Origin of the sequence: Erythrobacter sp. AP23 (assembly GCF_001542855.1) — a bacterium.
Lineage (GTDB): Bacteria > Pseudomonadota > Alphaproteobacteria > Sphingomonadales > Sphingomonadaceae > Qipengyuania.
The window spans coordinates 516,123-532,483 of sequence record NZ_LNBY01000001.1 but is presented as its reverse complement, the minus strand read 5'-3'; the positions used below and the strand labels follow the sequence as shown (position 1 = coordinate 532,483).

The 16,361-nt window shown below is 64.0% G+C and carries 14 protein-coding genes; 9 read left to right on the top strand and 5 right to left on the bottom strand.

Annotated elements, in window-relative coordinates:
• Positions 1-11: 11 nt before the first annotated feature.
• Positions 12-2,696 carry a ribonuclease E/G gene (locus tag ASS64_RS02535; protein WP_067689355.1) on the bottom strand — a complete coding sequence of 895 codons (2,685 nt, stop codon included), beginning with the start codon at positions 2,694-2,696 and terminating at the stop codon, positions 12-14.
• 373 nt (positions 2,697-3,069) lie between these two features.
• Between ASS64_RS02535 and ASS64_RS02530 the strand changes: the two genes are divergently transcribed.
• The 5 genes from ASS64_RS02530 (at position 3,070) to ASS64_RS02510 (ending at position 9,945) form a co-directional block, all read left to right on the top strand.
• A complete protein-coding gene (locus ASS64_RS02530; protein ID WP_369815337.1) occupies positions 3,070-4,008 on the top strand; it encodes an N-acetylmuramoyl-L-alanine amidase in 939 nt (312 codons plus the stop codon).
• Between the two features lie 63 nt (positions 4,009-4,071).
• Positions 4,072-6,570, top strand: a complete 2,499-nt coding sequence (locus tag ASS64_RS02525; protein ID WP_067689351.1) for a penicillin-binding protein 1A — start codon at positions 4,072-4,074, stop codon at positions 6,568-6,570.
• 83 nt (positions 6,571-6,653) lie between these two features.
• Positions 6,654-7,781, top strand: coding sequence for a peptide chain release factor 2 (prfB, locus tag ASS64_RS02520; RefSeq protein ID WP_067689348.1), 1,128 nt, complete (start codon positions 6,654-6,656; stop codon positions 7,779-7,781).
• A gap of 59 nt (positions 7,782-7,840) precedes the next feature.
• The gene (locus ASS64_RS02515; protein WP_083508167.1) at positions 7,841-8,533 is read left to right on the top strand and encodes a class I SAM-dependent methyltransferase; all 693 of its coding nucleotides are present in this window, start codon (positions 7,841-7,843) and stop codon (positions 8,531-8,533) included.
• 5 nt (positions 8,534-8,538) lie between these two features.
• Positions 8,539-9,945 (top strand): nitronate monooxygenase family protein, encoded by a 1,407-nt coding sequence (locus ASS64_RS02510; RefSeq protein ID WP_067689341.1) that lies wholly within the window; start codon positions 8,539-8,541, stop codon positions 9,943-9,945.
• 10 nt (positions 9,946-9,955) lie between these two features.
• Here ASS64_RS02510 and ASS64_RS02505 read toward each other — a convergent pair whose 3' ends face one another.
• Positions 9,956-10,384 carry a nuclear transport factor 2 family protein gene (locus tag ASS64_RS02505; protein ID WP_067689338.1) on the bottom strand — a complete coding sequence of 143 codons (429 nt, stop codon included), beginning with the start codon at positions 10,382-10,384 and terminating at the stop codon, positions 9,956-9,958.
• 42 nt (positions 10,385-10,426) lie between these two features.
• Positions 10,427-11,443, bottom strand: a complete 1,017-nt coding sequence (locus tag ASS64_RS02500; protein WP_067689334.1) for a D-glycerate dehydrogenase — start codon at positions 11,441-11,443, stop codon at positions 10,427-10,429.
• Between the two features lie 110 nt (positions 11,444-11,553).
• On the opposite strand from ASS64_RS02500, the gene ASS64_RS02495 reads away from it, so the two are divergent.
• Positions 11,554-12,021 carry an SH3 domain-containing protein gene (locus ASS64_RS02495; RefSeq protein ID WP_067689331.1) on the top strand — a complete coding sequence of 156 codons (468 nt, stop codon included), beginning with the start codon at positions 11,554-11,556 and terminating at the stop codon, positions 12,019-12,021.
• Between the two features lie 15 nt (positions 12,022-12,036).
• On the opposite strand, the gene ASS64_RS02490 is transcribed toward ASS64_RS02495, so the two are convergent.
• Both ASS64_RS02490 and ASS64_RS02485 read right to left on the bottom strand, forming a co-directional pair.
• A complete protein-coding gene (locus ASS64_RS02490) occupies positions 12,037-12,477 on the bottom strand; it encodes a hypothetical protein (RefSeq protein WP_067689326.1) in 441 nt (146 codons plus the stop codon).
• A gap of 56 nt (positions 12,478-12,533) precedes the next feature.
• Positions 12,534-13,730: an acetyl-CoA C-acyltransferase gene (locus ASS64_RS02485; protein ID WP_067689323.1), complete on the bottom strand. Its 1,197-nt coding sequence runs from the start codon at positions 13,728-13,730 to the stop codon at positions 12,534-12,536.
• 104 nt (positions 13,731-13,834) lie between these two features.
• Between ASS64_RS02485 and ASS64_RS02480 the strand changes: the two genes are divergently transcribed.
• From ASS64_RS02480 to ASS64_RS02470, 3 genes are all read left to right on the top strand, one after another.
• The gene (locus ASS64_RS02480; protein WP_083508120.1) at positions 13,835-15,265 is read left to right on the top strand and encodes a coniferyl aldehyde dehydrogenase; all 1,431 of its coding nucleotides are present in this window, start codon (positions 13,835-13,837) and stop codon (positions 15,263-15,265) included.
• Positions 15,266-15,412: 147 nt separating this feature from the next.
• Positions 15,413-15,787 carry an NADH-quinone oxidoreductase subunit A gene (gene ndhC / locus ASS64_RS02475; RefSeq protein ID WP_067689320.1) on the top strand — a complete coding sequence of 125 codons (375 nt, stop codon included), beginning with the start codon at positions 15,413-15,415 and terminating at the stop codon, positions 15,785-15,787.
• 1 nt (position 15,788) lies between these two features.
• Positions 15,789-16,355 (top strand): NADH-quinone oxidoreductase subunit B family protein, encoded by a 567-nt coding sequence (locus tag ASS64_RS02470; protein WP_083508119.1) that lies wholly within the window; start codon positions 15,789-15,791, stop codon positions 16,353-16,355.
• Positions 16,356-16,361: the final 6 nt, after the last annotated feature.

Below are 16,361 nucleotides of genomic sequence, written 5' to 3'. Positions count from 1 at the left end.
CCCCTTAAAACCTATTCGTCGCCGAATGTGCGCTGCCACCAGCCGCGCTTGGGCTTGGTCGGTTCGCTTGCTTCCGCAGCAGCCTCGGCGACCGGTTCCGGAGTGGGCTCGGGCGCCGGTTCCGCGGCCGCTTCGCTCCGAGCCTCGGTCTCGGCCTTCTTCTTGCGCGGAGCACGCTTTTTCGGCGCAGGTTTTACCTTCGCGCCAGCATCCGAATCCGCATCCGTGGGTGCTTCGCCGGCGCTGTCGGCCTCGGCCTTCTTCTTGCGTGGAGCCCGCTTCTTGGGCTTGGGCTTCTCCGCCTCTTCGCCATCCGGCGTTTTGTCATCGGCGGCCTTGGCATCCGGTTCGGCCTCGGCCTTCTTCTTGCGCGAGGCGCGCTTCTTCGGCTTGGGCTTCTCGTCGTTCTCGGCTGCCGCCTCGGCCGCTTCTGGCGTGTCCTCAGGTCCGGCGACCACGGCCATATCCTCAACCACGGCCTCGGAGACCTGTTCGAGGTTCTCGGCGTCTTCGGACGTTACGTCTTCGGACTGCTTGCCGCGACCGCGGCCACCCCGGCGGCGACCGCCGCGACGGCGGCGTTTCTTGTTTTTGTCGTCGCCGTCGTCGTCGCCTTCGCCGGCCTCATCCTCATCGGAAGATTCGGCTTCGGCCTGGTCCTGATCGGCGTCGTCGCGCTGGCGGTTCTTGTTCCGCCCGCGACCACCGCGGCGGCGGCGGCGCTTCTTGCGGGGGCGATCGTCGTCGCCATCGTCTTCGTCCGCCTCATCGACGATGTCGTCATCGTCCTCGTCGTCGACTATCGGGTCCAACTTGGGCGCGTCCTTGGGCTTGGGGCCGTGGCTCGAAACGGTCATCTTCGCGCCTTCGTCTTCGCCCTCGGGGACGACTTCGACGGTCACGTTATAGCGCTGCTCGATCTCCATCAGATCGGCGCGCTTTTCGTTGAGCAGGTAGACCGCCGCTTCTGTGCTGGCCGCGAGGCGGATCGTCGAACCCTTGCCCTTGGCCGCCTCGTCCTCGATCAGGCGCAGCGCCGAGAGACCGGCCGATGAGGCTGTGCGCACGAGGCCGGTCCCGTCGCAATGCGGGCAGTCGCGCGTCGTCGCCTCGAGCACGCCGGTGCGCAGGCGCTGGCGGCTCATTTCCATCAGGCCGAAGCTGGAGATGCGGCCCACCTGGATCCGCGCGCGGTCGTTCTTGAGCGCTTCCTTCATCGCCTTCTCGACCTTGCGCGTGTTGGAGTGGTGCTCCTGGTCGATGAAGTCGATGACGACGAGGCCGGCCATGTCACGCAGGCGCAGCTGGCGGGCGATCTCGCGCGCGGCCTCGAGATTGGTGTGCAGCGCGGTCTGTTCGATATTGTGCTCCTTGGTGGAGCGGCCCGAGTTGATGTCGATCGACACAAGCGCTTCGGTCGGGTTGATGACCAGATAGCCGCCCGATTTGAGTTGCACCATCGGATCGTACATCGCCTTGAGCTGGTCTTCCGCGCCATAGCGCTGAAACAGCGGCACGGGATCCGAGTATTGTTTAACTCGCCGGGCGTGGCTCGGCATCAGCAGTTTCATGAACTGCTTGGCCGATTTGTAACCGTCCTCGCCCTCGACCACGACTTCCGTAATGTCGCGATTGTAGATGTCGCGGATCGCGCGCTTGATGAGGTCGCTGTCCGAATGGATCAGCGCCGGTGCGCTCGACGACAAGGTACGCTCACGGATCTCGTCCCACAGGCGGGCGAGATAGTCGAAATCGCGCTTGATTTCGGTTTTGGTGCGGCTGAGCCCGGCGGTGCGGACGATCAGCCCCATGGTGCGTGGCAGGTTGAGGTCGTTGACCACCTGCTTGAGCCGCTTGCGGTCCGAAGCGCTGGAAATCTTGCGCGAAATGCCGCCGCCGTGGCTGGAGTTGGGCATCAGCACGGTATAGCGACCGGCGAGGCTGAGATAGGTCGTCAGCGCGGCGCCCTTGTTGCCGCGCTCTTCCTTGACCACCTGCACGAGCAGCACCTGGCGGCGCTGGATGACGTCCTGAATCTTGTAGCGGCGACGCAGCGCCATGCGCTTGGCGCGCGCTTCGTCGACTTCCTTGGCCCGAGCCCGCCCCTTGCCCTGGCGACGACCGCGTCCGCGGCGGCCCCGGCCCTTGGGCTTGTCTTCGCCTTCTTCGTCGTTCCCACTCTCGTCGTCGTCCGATTCCTCATCGGAATCGTCATCATCGTCCTTGTCGAGATGGCCTTCCTCGATCGTGGCGACGTCATCCTTGTCCGAGGTGTCGACTTCTTCGAGGCCATCCTCGGCGAGATCTTCGGCGAGCGCTTCGGAGCTTTCGTCCTCGGCATCGTATTCTTCGCCGGGCATTTCTCCGCGCTGTTCTTCCTCGTCGCGCAGGCGCGCCTCTTCCTCTGCGGCTTCGGCTTCGGCGGCGAGCAGCGCTTCGCGATCTTCCTTGGGAATCTGGTAATAATCGGGGTGGATTTCGCTGAAGGCGAGGAAGCCGTGGCGATTGCCGCCGAAGTCGACGAATGCCGCCTGGAGCGAGGGTTCGACCCTCGTTACTTTCGCTAGGTAGATATTGCCCTTGATCTGCTTGTGATCGGCAGATTCGAAATCGAATTCCTCAATCCGGTTGCCCTTGAGCACCGCCACCCGGGTTTCTTCCTGGTGGCGCGCATCGATTAGCATGCGCGTTGCCATTGATAAGTCTCCAGCCGCAGCGGGGCAGGAACGAGCCTGCCGGGCTGCGGCGTGTCATGTTGGAAAATCCGCGGCCCGCATCGGGCGTCGCGGTGTTTGCGAACCGGCCATGTCCTGCATGTGAGAGGGGCCGGGTATTCGTGACTGCGGGATCGGCCCTGCGCTGCGTATGCGCTGTCCAGCCCGACATGGCCGCACGGGCAGGCGCCTGTGCTGCTGTTGTCGGGGAAAAACGGGCCATGTCCGGCATCAACCTGTAGTGTCTTGGGCCTGGGCGGAAAGCCGCCGCAGCCTGAAAAGAAACGGTTTTTCCCGATGACCCTCTTCGTCGCGCAGAAATCGCGCCGATCGGAGGCATCCGAAAACCGATAGCATGTCGCTAGCACCGTGGGTTACGCACGGCAACCATATTGCGTCATTCGGTAACAAGGACGTAACCATGCGGGCGATGTCGACCCGCGCGCAAATCTCACTGCTGGTTGTGCTGCCAGTACTGGTGGTTGCAGCGCTGATCGCGACGGCGCAGCGCGTCCCGGTTCCAGAGATCGGGCGCGGTTATGTGCTGCGCGTCGAGCTGCCCTCCGCCGATGCGACGAGCATATTGCCCGAAGTGGCGGGCAGGGAAGGCTTGCCGCTGGTCGTGATCGACCCTGGTCATGGAGGGCACGACCCCGGCGCCTCGGGACAGGGGTTTCGCGAAAAGACCATCGTCCTCGGGCTCGCACGCGCGCTGCGTGACGAGTTGGAGAGGCAGGGCGATGTGCGCGTGGCGATGACCCGCGACGACGATCGCTACCTCGTTCATGCCGAAAGAGTCGAAATTGCCCGGCGGCTCGATGCCGATCTGTTTCTGTCGATCCATGCAGATAGTGCGGGGGATGCCGAGGAGGTGACCGGCGCCAGCATCTACACGCTCTCGAACGAGGCTTCGAGCGAGGCCGCGGCGCGCTTCGCCGAGCGCGAAAATGCCTCCGATCGCCTCAACGGTGTCGATGTGGGGGGGCAAAGCGATGTCGTAAGTACCATCCTCGTCGAGCTGTCGCAGCGCCGCACTCAGGAACAGTCCGGCGAATTTGCCCGCCTGATCCTGCGCGAGGGCGAGGGCACGATCCGCTTCCATCCCCGCGCGCGCAATTCCGCTGCGCTCAAGGTGCTGCGCGCGCCCGACGTGCCGTCGGTCTTGTTCGAAAGCGGGTTCATCACCAACGAGACCGACGCACAGCGCCTTGCCTCCCCGGAAGGCCGCGCTCGTTTCGCCGAGGTGATGGCCCGCGCGATCCGCATCTATTTCGCTCGTCAGCAAGAAAGCTGATCGACCGGCGCTGTTCGTTCTGGCGATTTGCAGAAGTGGCGTGCTAGAGGCTCCCTCAACACCATGTCCGACCAGTCTGCCCTTCACTATTATCGCTACCGCATAAGCCGCGATCCCAAGCGGCTGATCGCGTGGTTCAACGACAATTGGGCGCACAACCGCAAATTGCGCTTTGCAAGCTATCTCGGCGGGGTTGCCGTGGTCATGCTGGTGCTCGCCTGGGCGACGCTGGGGCGGAACCTGCCAGATGCCGAATCGCTGCTCGAATATGAGACGCCATTGCCCACCGTGGTGCGCGGCATCGATGGCGAGATCGTCCACACCTATGCGCGCGAGCGGCGCGTCCAGCTGCAATATGTCGATTTCCCCGACCGGCTGATCGAGGCTTATCTCTCGGCCGAGGACAAGACCTTCTTCAGCCACGGCGGCGTCGACATTACCGGCACCGCCAATGCCGCGATCGATTATGTCACGAAATTCGGCTCTGGCGAACGCGCGGTCGGCGGCTCGACCATTACCCAGCAGGTCGCCAAGAACCTGCTGCTGGGAGACGAATATTCGATAACCCGCAAGCTCAAGGAGATGATCCTTGCGACACGCATCGAAAGCGTGCTGACCAAGGAGGAAATCCTCGAGCTCTACCTCAACGAAATCCCGCTCGGCCGCCGCAGCTTCGGCGTCCAGGCGGCCGCGCGCGCCTATTTCGACAAGGATGTCGGCGATCTCGACCTGCACGAGATGGCTTTCCTCGCGATCCTGCCCAAGGCGCCCGAACGCTATGGCCGCGAACGCTACCGCGATCTGGCGATCGTGCGGCGCAATTTCGTGCTCGACCAGATGGTCGCCAACGATTTCATCAGCAGCGAGGAGGGCGCGGCCGCCAAGCGCATGGATCTGGGGCTGGTCCAGCAGCGCAGCACGCGTTCCGCCGATGCGGGCTATTTCCTCGAGGAGGTGCGCCGCCAGCTGATCGACGAATTCGGCGAAACCGCCGATGATGGCCGCAACAGTGTATATTCTGGCGGCCTGTGGGTACGCACCTCGCTCGATACCGAGCTGCAGGATGCGGCGCGCGATGCGTTGCGCGCGCAGCTCATCAGCTATCACGGCAACCGCGGCTTCACCGGACCGATCGCCACGCTCAACCCCGACAATGGCAATCTCACTTCGCAGCTCGCCTCTTCCAACATCTCGATCAACTACCGCGACTGGCGCGTCGGTGTCGTCACCGCGCCGGGCCGCATCGGCTTTACCGACGGGACGGAATTCGCGCTATCGGGCGGACCTGCATCGCTCGGACCGGGCGATGTGGTGGCCGCGGCGCCGTCGGGCACCGGCTATGCCATTCGCGGCGTGCCCGAGGTTTCGGGCGCGTTCCTGGCCGAAGCGCCGCAGACGGGCAGGATCCTTGCCATGCAGGGCGGTTTCGATAGCCGGCTGGGCAGCTTCAATCGCGCGACGCAGGCGCTGCGCCAACCCGGATCGACGATCAAACCCTTCGTCTATGCGGCCGCGCTCGACCAGGGAATGACGCCCGCGACGCAGGTCCCCGACCAGACCTTCTGCGTGTGGCAGGGCGCCAATCTGGGCGAGAAGTGTTTCCGTAATTTCGGCGGCGGCGGGGGCGGGGTGCACACCATGCGATGGGGCCTCGAACAGAGCCGCAATCTGATGACCGTCCACATCGCCGACGACACCGGTATGGACAACGTCATCAACACGATCGACCGGGTCGGCATCGGCGAATACGAGCCTTATTACTCCTTCGCGCTGGGCGCGGGCGACACGACGGTGGCGCGCATGGTCAATGCTTATGCGGCGCTCGCCAACTGGGGTCGCCAGAACGCAGGCTCGGTGATCGATTACGTCCAGGATCGCGACGGCAGGGTCATCTTCCGCACCGACGCGCGCGATTGTTCGGGCTGCAACATGGAAGAATGGGACGGCCAGCCCATGCCGCGCTTCGATGTTTCCGGCCGGCAGGTGCTCGATCCGCGCACCGCGTTCCAGATGGTGCATATGCTGCAGGGCGTGGTGACGCGTGGCACCGCGGTGCGGCTGCGCAGCCTCGAGCTGCCGCTGTTCGGCAAGACCGGCACCACCAACGGCCCGACCAATGCCTGGTTCGTCGGCGGCTCGCCCGAGATCGTCGCGGGAATGTATGTCGGTTTCGACCAGCCGCGCAATCTGGGTGGCTGGGTGCAGGGCGGCAACACCGCCGGACCGATCATGAAGCGCTTCATCGAGGCGACCAAGGATCGCTGGACGGCGGAGGACTTCGTCGCCCCGCCTGGCGTCCGCATGGTCAAGATCGATCGCCGCAGCGGCAAGCGCGTGTTCGACGGCACGCCTTCGGACGATCCGACCGCCGCGATCATCTGGGAAGCTTTCAAGCCCGATACCGAGCCGCCGCGTGCCACCCGCTCGGACGCGATTGCCGCCAAGCGCAACGAAATCCTCGAGCTCATTCGACGCGGCAGGCAGGGCGCGACAAGCGCTGCCGCCAACGGGCGCGGCGACGAGCCGAGCGACTTCGTCGAGGATCAAGGCGGCATTTACTGAAGCGCGCGCCTGGCGGGCGCTGCACTTTACAATCCGCGCTCGCGCTTTAGGGGCGGACCCAATCCCAATCGAAGGAACTATCTATGCGTGCCGAGGGGCAGGCCCATATTGACAGGATCGAAGCCGCGCTGTCGCTGGTGCGCCAGTCGCTCGACTGGGAACGCGCGCTGCGCCGGCTCGACGAACTCGATGCCCGCGTCCAGGATCCCACGCTGTGGGACGATCCCAAGCAGGCGCAGGCGATCACGCAGGAACAAAAGCGCCTCGAAACGGCGATAAACACCGTCCGCGAGATCGAAAGCGAAATGGCCGACGCCGTCGAATTCGTCGAGATGGGCGAGGCCGAAGGCGACACCGATATCGAGCGCGAGGGACTCGATACGCTGGCGAAACTCGCCGAGCGCGCCGACCGCGACAAGGTGCAGGCGCTGCTTTCGGGCGAAGCCGACAGCTACGACACCTACCTCCAGATCAATGCCGGCGCAGGCGGCACCGAAAGCCAGGACTGGGCCGACATGCTGCTGCGCATGTATGCGCGCTGGGCCGAACGCCGCGGCTTCAAGGTCGAGACGGTCGAGTATGCCGCCGGCGAACAGGCCGGGATCAAGAGCGCGACGCTGCTGATCAAGGGTGAGAACGCCTATGGCTATGCCAAGACCGAGAGCGGCGTGCACCGCCTCGTGCGAATCAGCCCCTACGACAGCTCGGCGCGCCGGCACACCAGCTTCAGCTCGGTCTGGGTCTATCCGGTGATCGACGACGACATCGACATCGAGATCAATCCTTCCGACCTGAAAATCGATACCTACCGCGCATCGGGTGCGGGCGGCCAGCACGTCAACACGACCGATTCGGCCGTGCGTATCACCCACCAGCCCACCGGGATCGTCGTCGCCAGCCAAAATGACCGCAGCCAGCACAAGAACCGCGCCACCGCCATGAACATGCTCAAGGCGCGACTGTTCGAGCGCGAGATGGCCGAGCGCGAGGCGGCGGCATCGGGCGAATACCAGGAGAAGAGCGATATCGGCTGGGGTCACCAGATCCGCTCCTATGTTCTGCAACCGTATCAGATGGTGAAGGACCTGCGCACCGGCGTTCAGTCGCCCACGCCCGACGATGTGCTCGACGGCGCACTCGACCCGTTCATTTCGGCCGCGCTCGCCCAGCGCGTGACAGGCGAAACGGTCGAGGTGGAGGACGAGGATTGAGGCTCCGCTCTGCCTCGATCTCCGCGCTGGCGCTGCTCGCGGCCTGCAATGGCGAAGCGATGAGCGGCGAAGACGCACCGCGCTTCCCCGAGCCCGACCGTCCGGTTTCCGAGCTGGGTTCGAACCAGTTCTCGACCGAAGACCAGCGCGACCGTCGCGGCGAAGCGCAAACCGTGATGGATCTCGCCGAGATCGCCGAGGGCATGACCGTTGCCGATATCGGTGCGGGGAATGGCTATTATACCGTTCGCCTGGCCGAACGCGTCGGCGACACGGGCCGCGTGCTGGCGCAGGATATCGATGGCGATGCGATCAGTCGGCTCGGTCGCCGGATCGAGCGTTACCGGCTCGAGAATGTCTCGATCCGCCTGGGCGAACCTGCCGATCCCATGCTTCCCGAAAGCAGTTTCGACCGGATCTTCATGGTCCATATGTACCACGAGATCGAACAGCCCTATGAATTCCTCTGGCGGATGTGGCCCGCGCTGCGCGATGGCGGGCAGGTGGTCGTGGTCGACATCGACCGGCCGACCGACCAGCACGGCATCGACCCGCTGCTGCTGAGCTGCGAATTCGAGGCGGTCGGCTATGAGTTGATGGCCTTCAAGGACGCGCCCGAACTGGCCGGGTACTATGCACAGTTCAAGGCAGCCGCTACGAGGCCCGCACCTGGAGAGATAGAGCCCTGCCGCGGCGATCGCGCGGCATTGGGCGAGGGGACGGAGCGCCCCGCCAAGAAAGAGAAAGCGTAAACCAAATGAGTTTCAAGGGTCTCGAGCCGATTACCTATGGCGGCAAGGAAGTCTGGCCGCTGGTAGAAGGCGGCAAGGGCGTATCCGCCACCAACCACATGAGTTCGGGTGCCTGGGCGGCTGCCGGTGGAATCGGCACCGTCAGCGCGGTCAATGCCGACAGCTACGACGAGGATGGCAACCCGATCCCGCAGGTCTATCCGCAGGCCACCCGCGTCGAACGCTTCGAGCAGTTGATCCGTTACGCCATCGATGGAGCGACCGAACAGGTGAAGCGCGCGCACGATATTGCCGGCGGCAAGGGCGCGATCAACATCAACGTGCTCTGGGAAATGGGCGGTGCGCAGCGTGTTCTCGAAGGCGTGCTCGAAAACTGCCAGGGTCTCGTCACGGGTGTCACCTGCGGTGCGGGTATGCCCTACAAGCTCGCCGAGATCGCCGCGCGGCACAACGTCCACTACCTGCCGATCATCTCTTCCGCACGCGCCTTCCGCGCGCTGTGGAAGCGCAGCTATTCCAAAGTTCCCGAGCTAATGGCGGCGGTGGTCTATGAAGACCCCTGGCTCGCGGGCGGTCACAACGGCCTGTCCAATGCGGAAGATCCGCGCAGCCCCGAGGATCCCTATCCCCGCGTCAAGGCGCTGCGCGAGACCATGCGCAAGGAAGGCGTTTCCGAAGACACCGCGATCGTCATGGCGGGCGGGGTGTGGTTCCTGCGCGAATGGAGCGACTGGATCGACAATCCGGAAATCGGCAAGATCATGTTCCAGTTCGGCACCCGCCCGCTGCTGACCAAGGAAAGCCCGATTCCGCAGGTGTGGAAGGACATGCTGCGCACGGTCGAGCCGGGTGACGTGCTGCTGCACAAGTTCAGCCCCACCGGCTTCTATTCCAGTGCGGTCAAGACGCCCTTCCTCTACGATCTCATGCATCGTTCAGAGCGACAGATCCCGATCTTCAAGCGCGATGAGGAAGAGGGCACGATACCGCTTCTGGATCACGGCAAGGCGAAGTATTTCTTCGTGCATCCCGGCGATCAGAGGAAGGCGCTCGCCTGGATGCACGAGGGCTTTACCGAACCGCTCAAGACGCCCGATGACACGGTTGTGTTCGTCACCCCCGAGAGCGCCGAACGAATTCGCGCCGATCAGCAGGGCTGTATGGGCTGCCTGTCGCATTGCCAGTTTTCCAGCTGGAAAGACCACGACAACCACACGACCGGCCGCCTCGCCGATCCGCGTAGTTTCTGCATTCAGAAGACGCTCCAGGACATCGCTCATGGCGGCGACCCCGACGAGAACCTCGCTTTCGCCGGCCACGCGGCTTACCGTTTCAAGCAGGATCCGTTCTATTCGAACAACTACACCCCGACGGTGAAGGAACTAGTCGAGCGGATCTTGACGGGGGATTAGGACGCGGCGCTTATCGCCACAGTTGCATCGAGCGGATCGCGGCCGACATTTGCTCGTCGCCGTCGGGGCGGGAAAGGACCCGTTCGACGAGCTTCCATTTTCGCCGAACTTTCGATTTTTGCCACAGGTCGGTAACCCAGCTGTCACCGCTCCAATCGTGATTGCCCATCTTCGCTTCCAAACCCACGCGTGTCGCGAAGACCGCGACGTTGCCGTGCCGACGGACGTAGACTTCGTCGAAGCGATAGCCGGTACAGCGAAAGCGCGTCGTCGCCGCTTCCAGCCAGCTTGCGCGGTCGAGGATGGTGGGATTTTCCGAGCCGAGTAGAAAGATGAAATCGCGGGCAGCAAGGGCTTTCATCTGGTTGCGGTCACGCTGCATCCATGCGCGCATCCACAGATGCTCGAGCGCTTCGATCTTTGCCGAGAATTCGTCCATGGTGCATGCGCTTACAGTATGGCGCGCGGTGGGCAAGTCTCGTTAGCCCAGCCCGGTCAAAACCTGATCGGGCGGCCTGTGCCCGTCTGCCCACATGCGGATATTGGCGATGACCTTGAGACCGCTTTCCTCGCGTCCTTCGCGCGTCGCGCTGCCGATGTGGGGGAGGGTCATCACGTTCGGATGGCGGATGAGCCGGCGATCGACATTGGGCTCGTCGGGATAGACGTCGAGACCCGCACCCGCGAGCCTGCCGCCTTCCAGTGCGGCGATCAGCGCCTCCTGGTCGACAAGGTCGCCGCGCGCAGTGTTGATGAGGCTGGCGCCATCCTTCATCAGGCCGATCCGCCGTTCATCGATCATGTGATGCGTGCCGGGCCCGGCCGGGCAGTGCAGGGTGAGGATATCGGCCTCGCCCATCAATTCGTCCAGGCTTTCGACCCAGCGCGCTTGGAACATGCGCTCGACCGCTTCGGGCAGGCGTTTGCGGTTGTGATAGGCGATCTCGAGCCCGAAGGCCCGTGCGCGATGCGCTACCGCCTGGCCGATGCGTCCCATGCCCACGATGCCGAGTACCTTGCCCGCGAGCTTGGTGCCGAGCAGCGCGGTCGGCGTCCAGCCGCTCCACTTGCCGCTGCGGATCAGCTCGACGCCCTCGCGGATCCGGCGCGGAACGCCGATGATCCCTGCCATGGCGAGATCGGCGGTATCGTCGGTGAAAACGCCCGGCGTATTGGTGACCATGATGCCGCGACTTGCGGCAGCTTCGAGATCGAGATGCTCGGTCCCCGCGCCGAAATTGGCGATCAGGCCGAGGTCTGCGCTCGCCTGCGCGAGCATTTCGGCATCGATGCGGTCGGTGACGGTCGGCACCAGCACGTCGCAGTCCTGCATCGCGGCTACCAGCTGCTCGCGCGTGAGCGGCACGTCGTCGGTATTGAGGCGCACGTCGAAGAGCTCACCCATCCGTTCCTCGACAAAGGGCATGAGGTGGCGGGTGACGACGACGCGCGGCGTGCGCTCGAGGCGCTTGGCGGGGCGGGTTTCGGAACTTTCCATGTTGCGCCAAGCGCTAGGACGCGGGGCGGGGAGCGGTCAAGGATTCGCACCGTGACGGCATGCGCCAAGGGCGTTGACTGTCGGGCTACTTTGGCCGATTCATGACAGGCATGGGTGCACGCCTTTTCATATTTATTCTGTTGTTTGTCGGAATGACCGGTCCGGTCCAGGCGCAGGATCGCGAGGTGCCCTATTGGGCGTCCATTCGCGCCAGCGTGCTGAACATGCGCGTCGGACCGAGCGCCGATTACAAGATAGACTGGGTCTATCGTCGTCCCGGCCTGCCGGTAAAGGTGCTCCGGCTGATGGAAGGCTGGCGGCTGATCGAGGACCCGGACGGTGCGCGGGGCTGGGTCGTCGCGCGCCTGCTCGATCCCGCTCGCGGTGCCATCGTCATCGGCGATGGCCTTGCCGACATGCGCGCGAGCGACAGTCCGCAAGCTCCCCTCAAATGGCGAATCGAGCCGGGCGTGGTGGGTGCCTTGGGCGATTGCGAGGACGGATGGTGTGAATTCGCTGTCGGCAATCGTGCCGGCTACATCCGCGAATCGCGCCTGTGGGGCGCGGGCGAGCCGTAGCGTAGGGTTGCCGCGCTATTCGGTCGCGGCGCTCTCGGTCTCGCCGGTGTCTTGGTCGATTTCGGCATCGATTCGGCGCACGCTAGACTGGACCTCGCCATCCTCGCCGCGCAGTTCGAAAGCGCCGTCTTCGCCCGGGGCTCCGCCCGCATAGCATTCCTCGCCCTCATCGCCCTCGGGGTCGAAGCACATCCGGCCTTCGTCGCCGAGCCGCCAGGCGCCGCCACCCGTGCGGGCGCCTTCGGGCGTGGTTTCGACATAGGTCCCGTCGGCATTGATCGTCTGGAGGATGACGGTGCCGTCGGCCATGGCGATCTCATAGGTGCCGGACAGATCGCCCATAGCCGTGCTCTCGAGCGTCGCGTCGACCGGCTCGGCCGGCTCTTCAGTTTCTTCGGCGCTCCCGCAGGCGGCCAGGCTAACACTGGCCGCCGCGAGGATGATAATCGTCTTCACGGCACTCCCCCTATCCCTGGACTCGAAGCGGCAGGGCTGGGGGATTGCCCGAACCATCAGACGAGCTCGACTGCAACCGCGGTCGCTTCGCCGCCGCCGATGCACAGCGAGGCGACGCCGCGCTTCTTGCCCTGGCTCTTGAGCGCATTGAGCAGCGTCACGATAATGCGTGTGCCGCTGGCGCCGATCGGATGGCCAAGCGCGGTGCCGCCGCCATTGACGTTGATCTTCTCGTGCGGAATGCCGATGTCGCGCATGGCGAACATGGCGACGCAGGCAAATGCCTCGTTGACTTCCCACAGGTCGACCTCGTCGGCTTTCCATCCAGCCGCATCGAGGACCTTCTCGATTGCGCCGATCGGGGCGATGGTGAATTCCGAGGGCTCCTGCGCGTGCGCCGCCATGGCGACGATCTTGGCGACCGGCTCCTGACCGTTGGCCTTGGCCACGCTCTCGCGCGAGAGCACGACGGCGGCGGCACCGTCCGAGATCGACGACGAGGTCGCCGCGGTGATCGTGCCGTCCTTGGCGAAGGCCGGGCGCAGCTGCGGGATCTTGTCGGGGCGGCCCTTGCCGGGCTGCTCGTCATGTTCGACCGTCACGTCGCCCTTGCGGGTCGAGAAACTGACCGGGACGACCTCGCCCGCGAAGGCACCGCTTTCGATCGCGGCATTGGCGCGGCGGAGCGACTCGATCGAATAATCGTCCATCTCTTCGCGGGTCATCTGGTAATCGTTGGCGGTCGCCTGGGCGAAAGTGCCCATTGCGCGGCCTTCCTCATAGGCGTCTTCCAGCCCGTCGAGGAACATGTGATCGTAGGTGGTGTCATGACCGAGGCGCGCGCCCGAGCGGTGCTTCTTGAGCAGATAGGGCGCGTTGGTCATGCTCTCCATGCCACCGGCGACGACGTAGTCTATCGTGCCGCTGGCGAGCGCTTCGGCGCCCATGATGACCGTCTGCATGCCGCTGCCGCAGACTTTGTTGACGGTTGTCGCCTGCACCGACTTGGGCAGGCCGGCCTTGATCGAAGCCTGGCGCGCGGGGGCCTGGCCGAGACCGGCGGGCAGGACGCAGCCCATATAGGTACGGTCGAAATTGTCGACGGGAACGCCCGAGCGCTCGACCGCGGCCTTGACCGCCGTGGCGCCGAGATCGGTCGCGGACACGTCGGCAAGGGCGCCCTGCATGCCGCCCATGGGGGTGCGCGCGTAAGACAGAATGACGACGGGATCGGATGCGCTGAACTGGGTCATGCTTGTGTATGTCCTTCGGTTCTGGAATATCGGTTGCCAATGGCGACCTATCGAGTTGCCCATATCCTACTGCTGCATTGCAGCAATATCAAACGGAGAGAGCGATGGCGGACGACCGGAAGAGCGAAATGGAAGCCGTGCTGCGCAAACAGCGGGCCGCGCACCACCAGATGCGCCCCGAGCCGATGGCGCTGCGCAAGGACCGCATCGAGCGGGCGATGAAGCTGCTCAAGGATCATGGTGACGACCTGTGCAAGGTCATGGCCGCCGATTTCGGCAATCGTTCGCCGCACCAGTCGATGATCACCGACATCGCGGGTACGGTGAATTTCGGGAAGTATTGCCTCAAGCACATGGACAAGTGGGCGAGACCGGATAGGCGCCACGTCCAGTTCCCGCTCGGCCTGCTCGGTGCGAAGGCCGAAGTGCGCTACGAACCCAAGGGCGTTGTCGGCATCCTCAGCCCGTGGAACTTCCCGGTCAACCTCAGCTTCGGTCCGCTGATGCAGATTTTCGCCGCCGGCAACCGGGCCATGATCAAGCCGAGCGAGTTCACAGAAAAGACCAGCCTGCTGACCAAAGAGCTGGTCGAGGAATATTTCACGCCCGACGAATGCGCGGTGTTCACCGGCGGTCCCGAAGTGGCTGCGACCTTCAGCGAACTGCCCTTCGACCACCTTATCTTCACCGGATCGACCGCAACGGGCCGTAAGGTGATGGAAGCCGCGTCGAAGAATCTCGTCCCGGTGACGCTCGAACTCGGCGGCAAGAGCCCGGTCTTCATGGGCGAGAGCGCGGATTTCGCCAAGGCGGGCGAGCGCGTCGCTCTGGGCAAGATGATGAATGCGGGCCAGATTTGCCTTGCTCCCGACTACCTCTACGTCCCCGAAAGCAAGCAGGATGAGGCGATTCACGGCGTATGGCAGGGGACCGCGAACATGTATCCCACGCTGCTCGACAACGAGGATTATGCCAGCGTCGTCACCGACCGGCACTTCGACCGCCTGCAGGACATGGTTGCCGATGCGCGCGACAAGGGTGCCGAGGTGATCGAGGTCAATCCGGGAAATGAGGATTTTTCCAGCACCAATTCCCGCAAGATGCCGCTTACGATCCTCAAGAACGTCAACGAGGACATGAAGGCGATGCAGGAAGAGATCTTCGGTCCCGTGCTCCCGGTAAAGACCTATGGCCATATCGACGAGGCGATCGACTATGTGAACGAGCACGACCGCCCGCTCGGTCTTTATTACTTCGGCCAGGACGGCGAGGAGCGCGAGAAGGTGCTGGCGAGGACAATCAGCGGCGGCGTCACGGTGAACGACGTGATTTTTCACGTCTCGATGGAGGACCTGCCGTTCGGCGGCGTGGGATCGTCCGGAATGGGCAGCTATCACGGAGTCGAGGGTTTCCGCGAGTTCAGCCATGCGCGCAGCGTCTATACGCAGCCCAAGATCGACGTGGCCAAGCTGGGCGGGTTCAAGCCCCCCTATGGGCCGGCTACCGAAAAGGCGATCAAGACCATGATGAAATAGGGCGAAGGCCGGCCCTGCGCGGGTGCGGGCTCCTAAGGCGCGACACGCAACTTATTGTGCAGGAATTGCGCCATGCGCACCCTTGCACCATCCCGGCGAGCCGCCTAGAGGCGGGCGCGAACCAAGCCCGACGCCTAGGAATCATTCGTGGTCGACCTCGAACAATATCTGCCCATCCTGATTTTCCTGTTTGTCGCCGCAGGCCTTTCGGCGCTATTCGTGTTCCTGCCCATGGGTGTTTCGCGGCTTACCGGCGCGCACAAACCCGATGCGGAAAAGCTGAGCGAGTATGAGTGCGGTTTCCCCGCCTTCGAAGAGCCGCGCAGCCAGTTCGATGTGAAGTTCTACCTCGTCGCCATCAGCTTCCTGCTGTTCGACCTCGAGGCGTCGTTTCTGTTCCCTTGGGCGGTCAGTCTGGAGTATACGGGGTGGACCGGCTGGATCGCCATGGTGATCTTCCTCGGCATCCTCGCGGTCGGGCTTGCCTACGAATGGAAGATGGGCGCACTGGACTGGCAGTAAGATGAGCAATTCGACGATCATAACTCCGCCGCAGAGCGTACCCGCCGCGCAAGGTGGCGAGGTGCGCCAGCCCGATGTGGACTATTTCAACGCGCTGCAGACCGAGGTGAACGACAAGGGATTCCTCGTCACCTCGACCGAGGACCTGTTCCAGTGGGCGCGCACCGGCTCGCTCTGGTGGATGACCTTCGGCCTGGCCTGCTGCGCGGTCGAGATGATCCACGTGAACATGCCGCGCTACGACATGGAGCGTTTCGGCGTCGCTCCGCGCGCGTCCCCGCGGCAGAGCGACGTGATGATCGTCGCCGGTACGTTGTGCAACAAGATGGCCCCGGCGCTGCGCAAGGTCTACGATCAGATGTCGGAGCCGAAATACGTCATCTCTATGGGCAGCTGCGCCAACGGCGGCGGCTATTACCATTACAGCTATTCGGTGGTGCGTGGCTGCGACCGGATCGTGCCGGTCGACATCTATGTGCCCGGTTGCCCCCCGACCGCCGAAGCCTTGCTTTACGGCGTGATGCAGCTGCAGCGGAAGATCCGCCGCGCGGGCACGATCGAAAGGTAAGTGGCG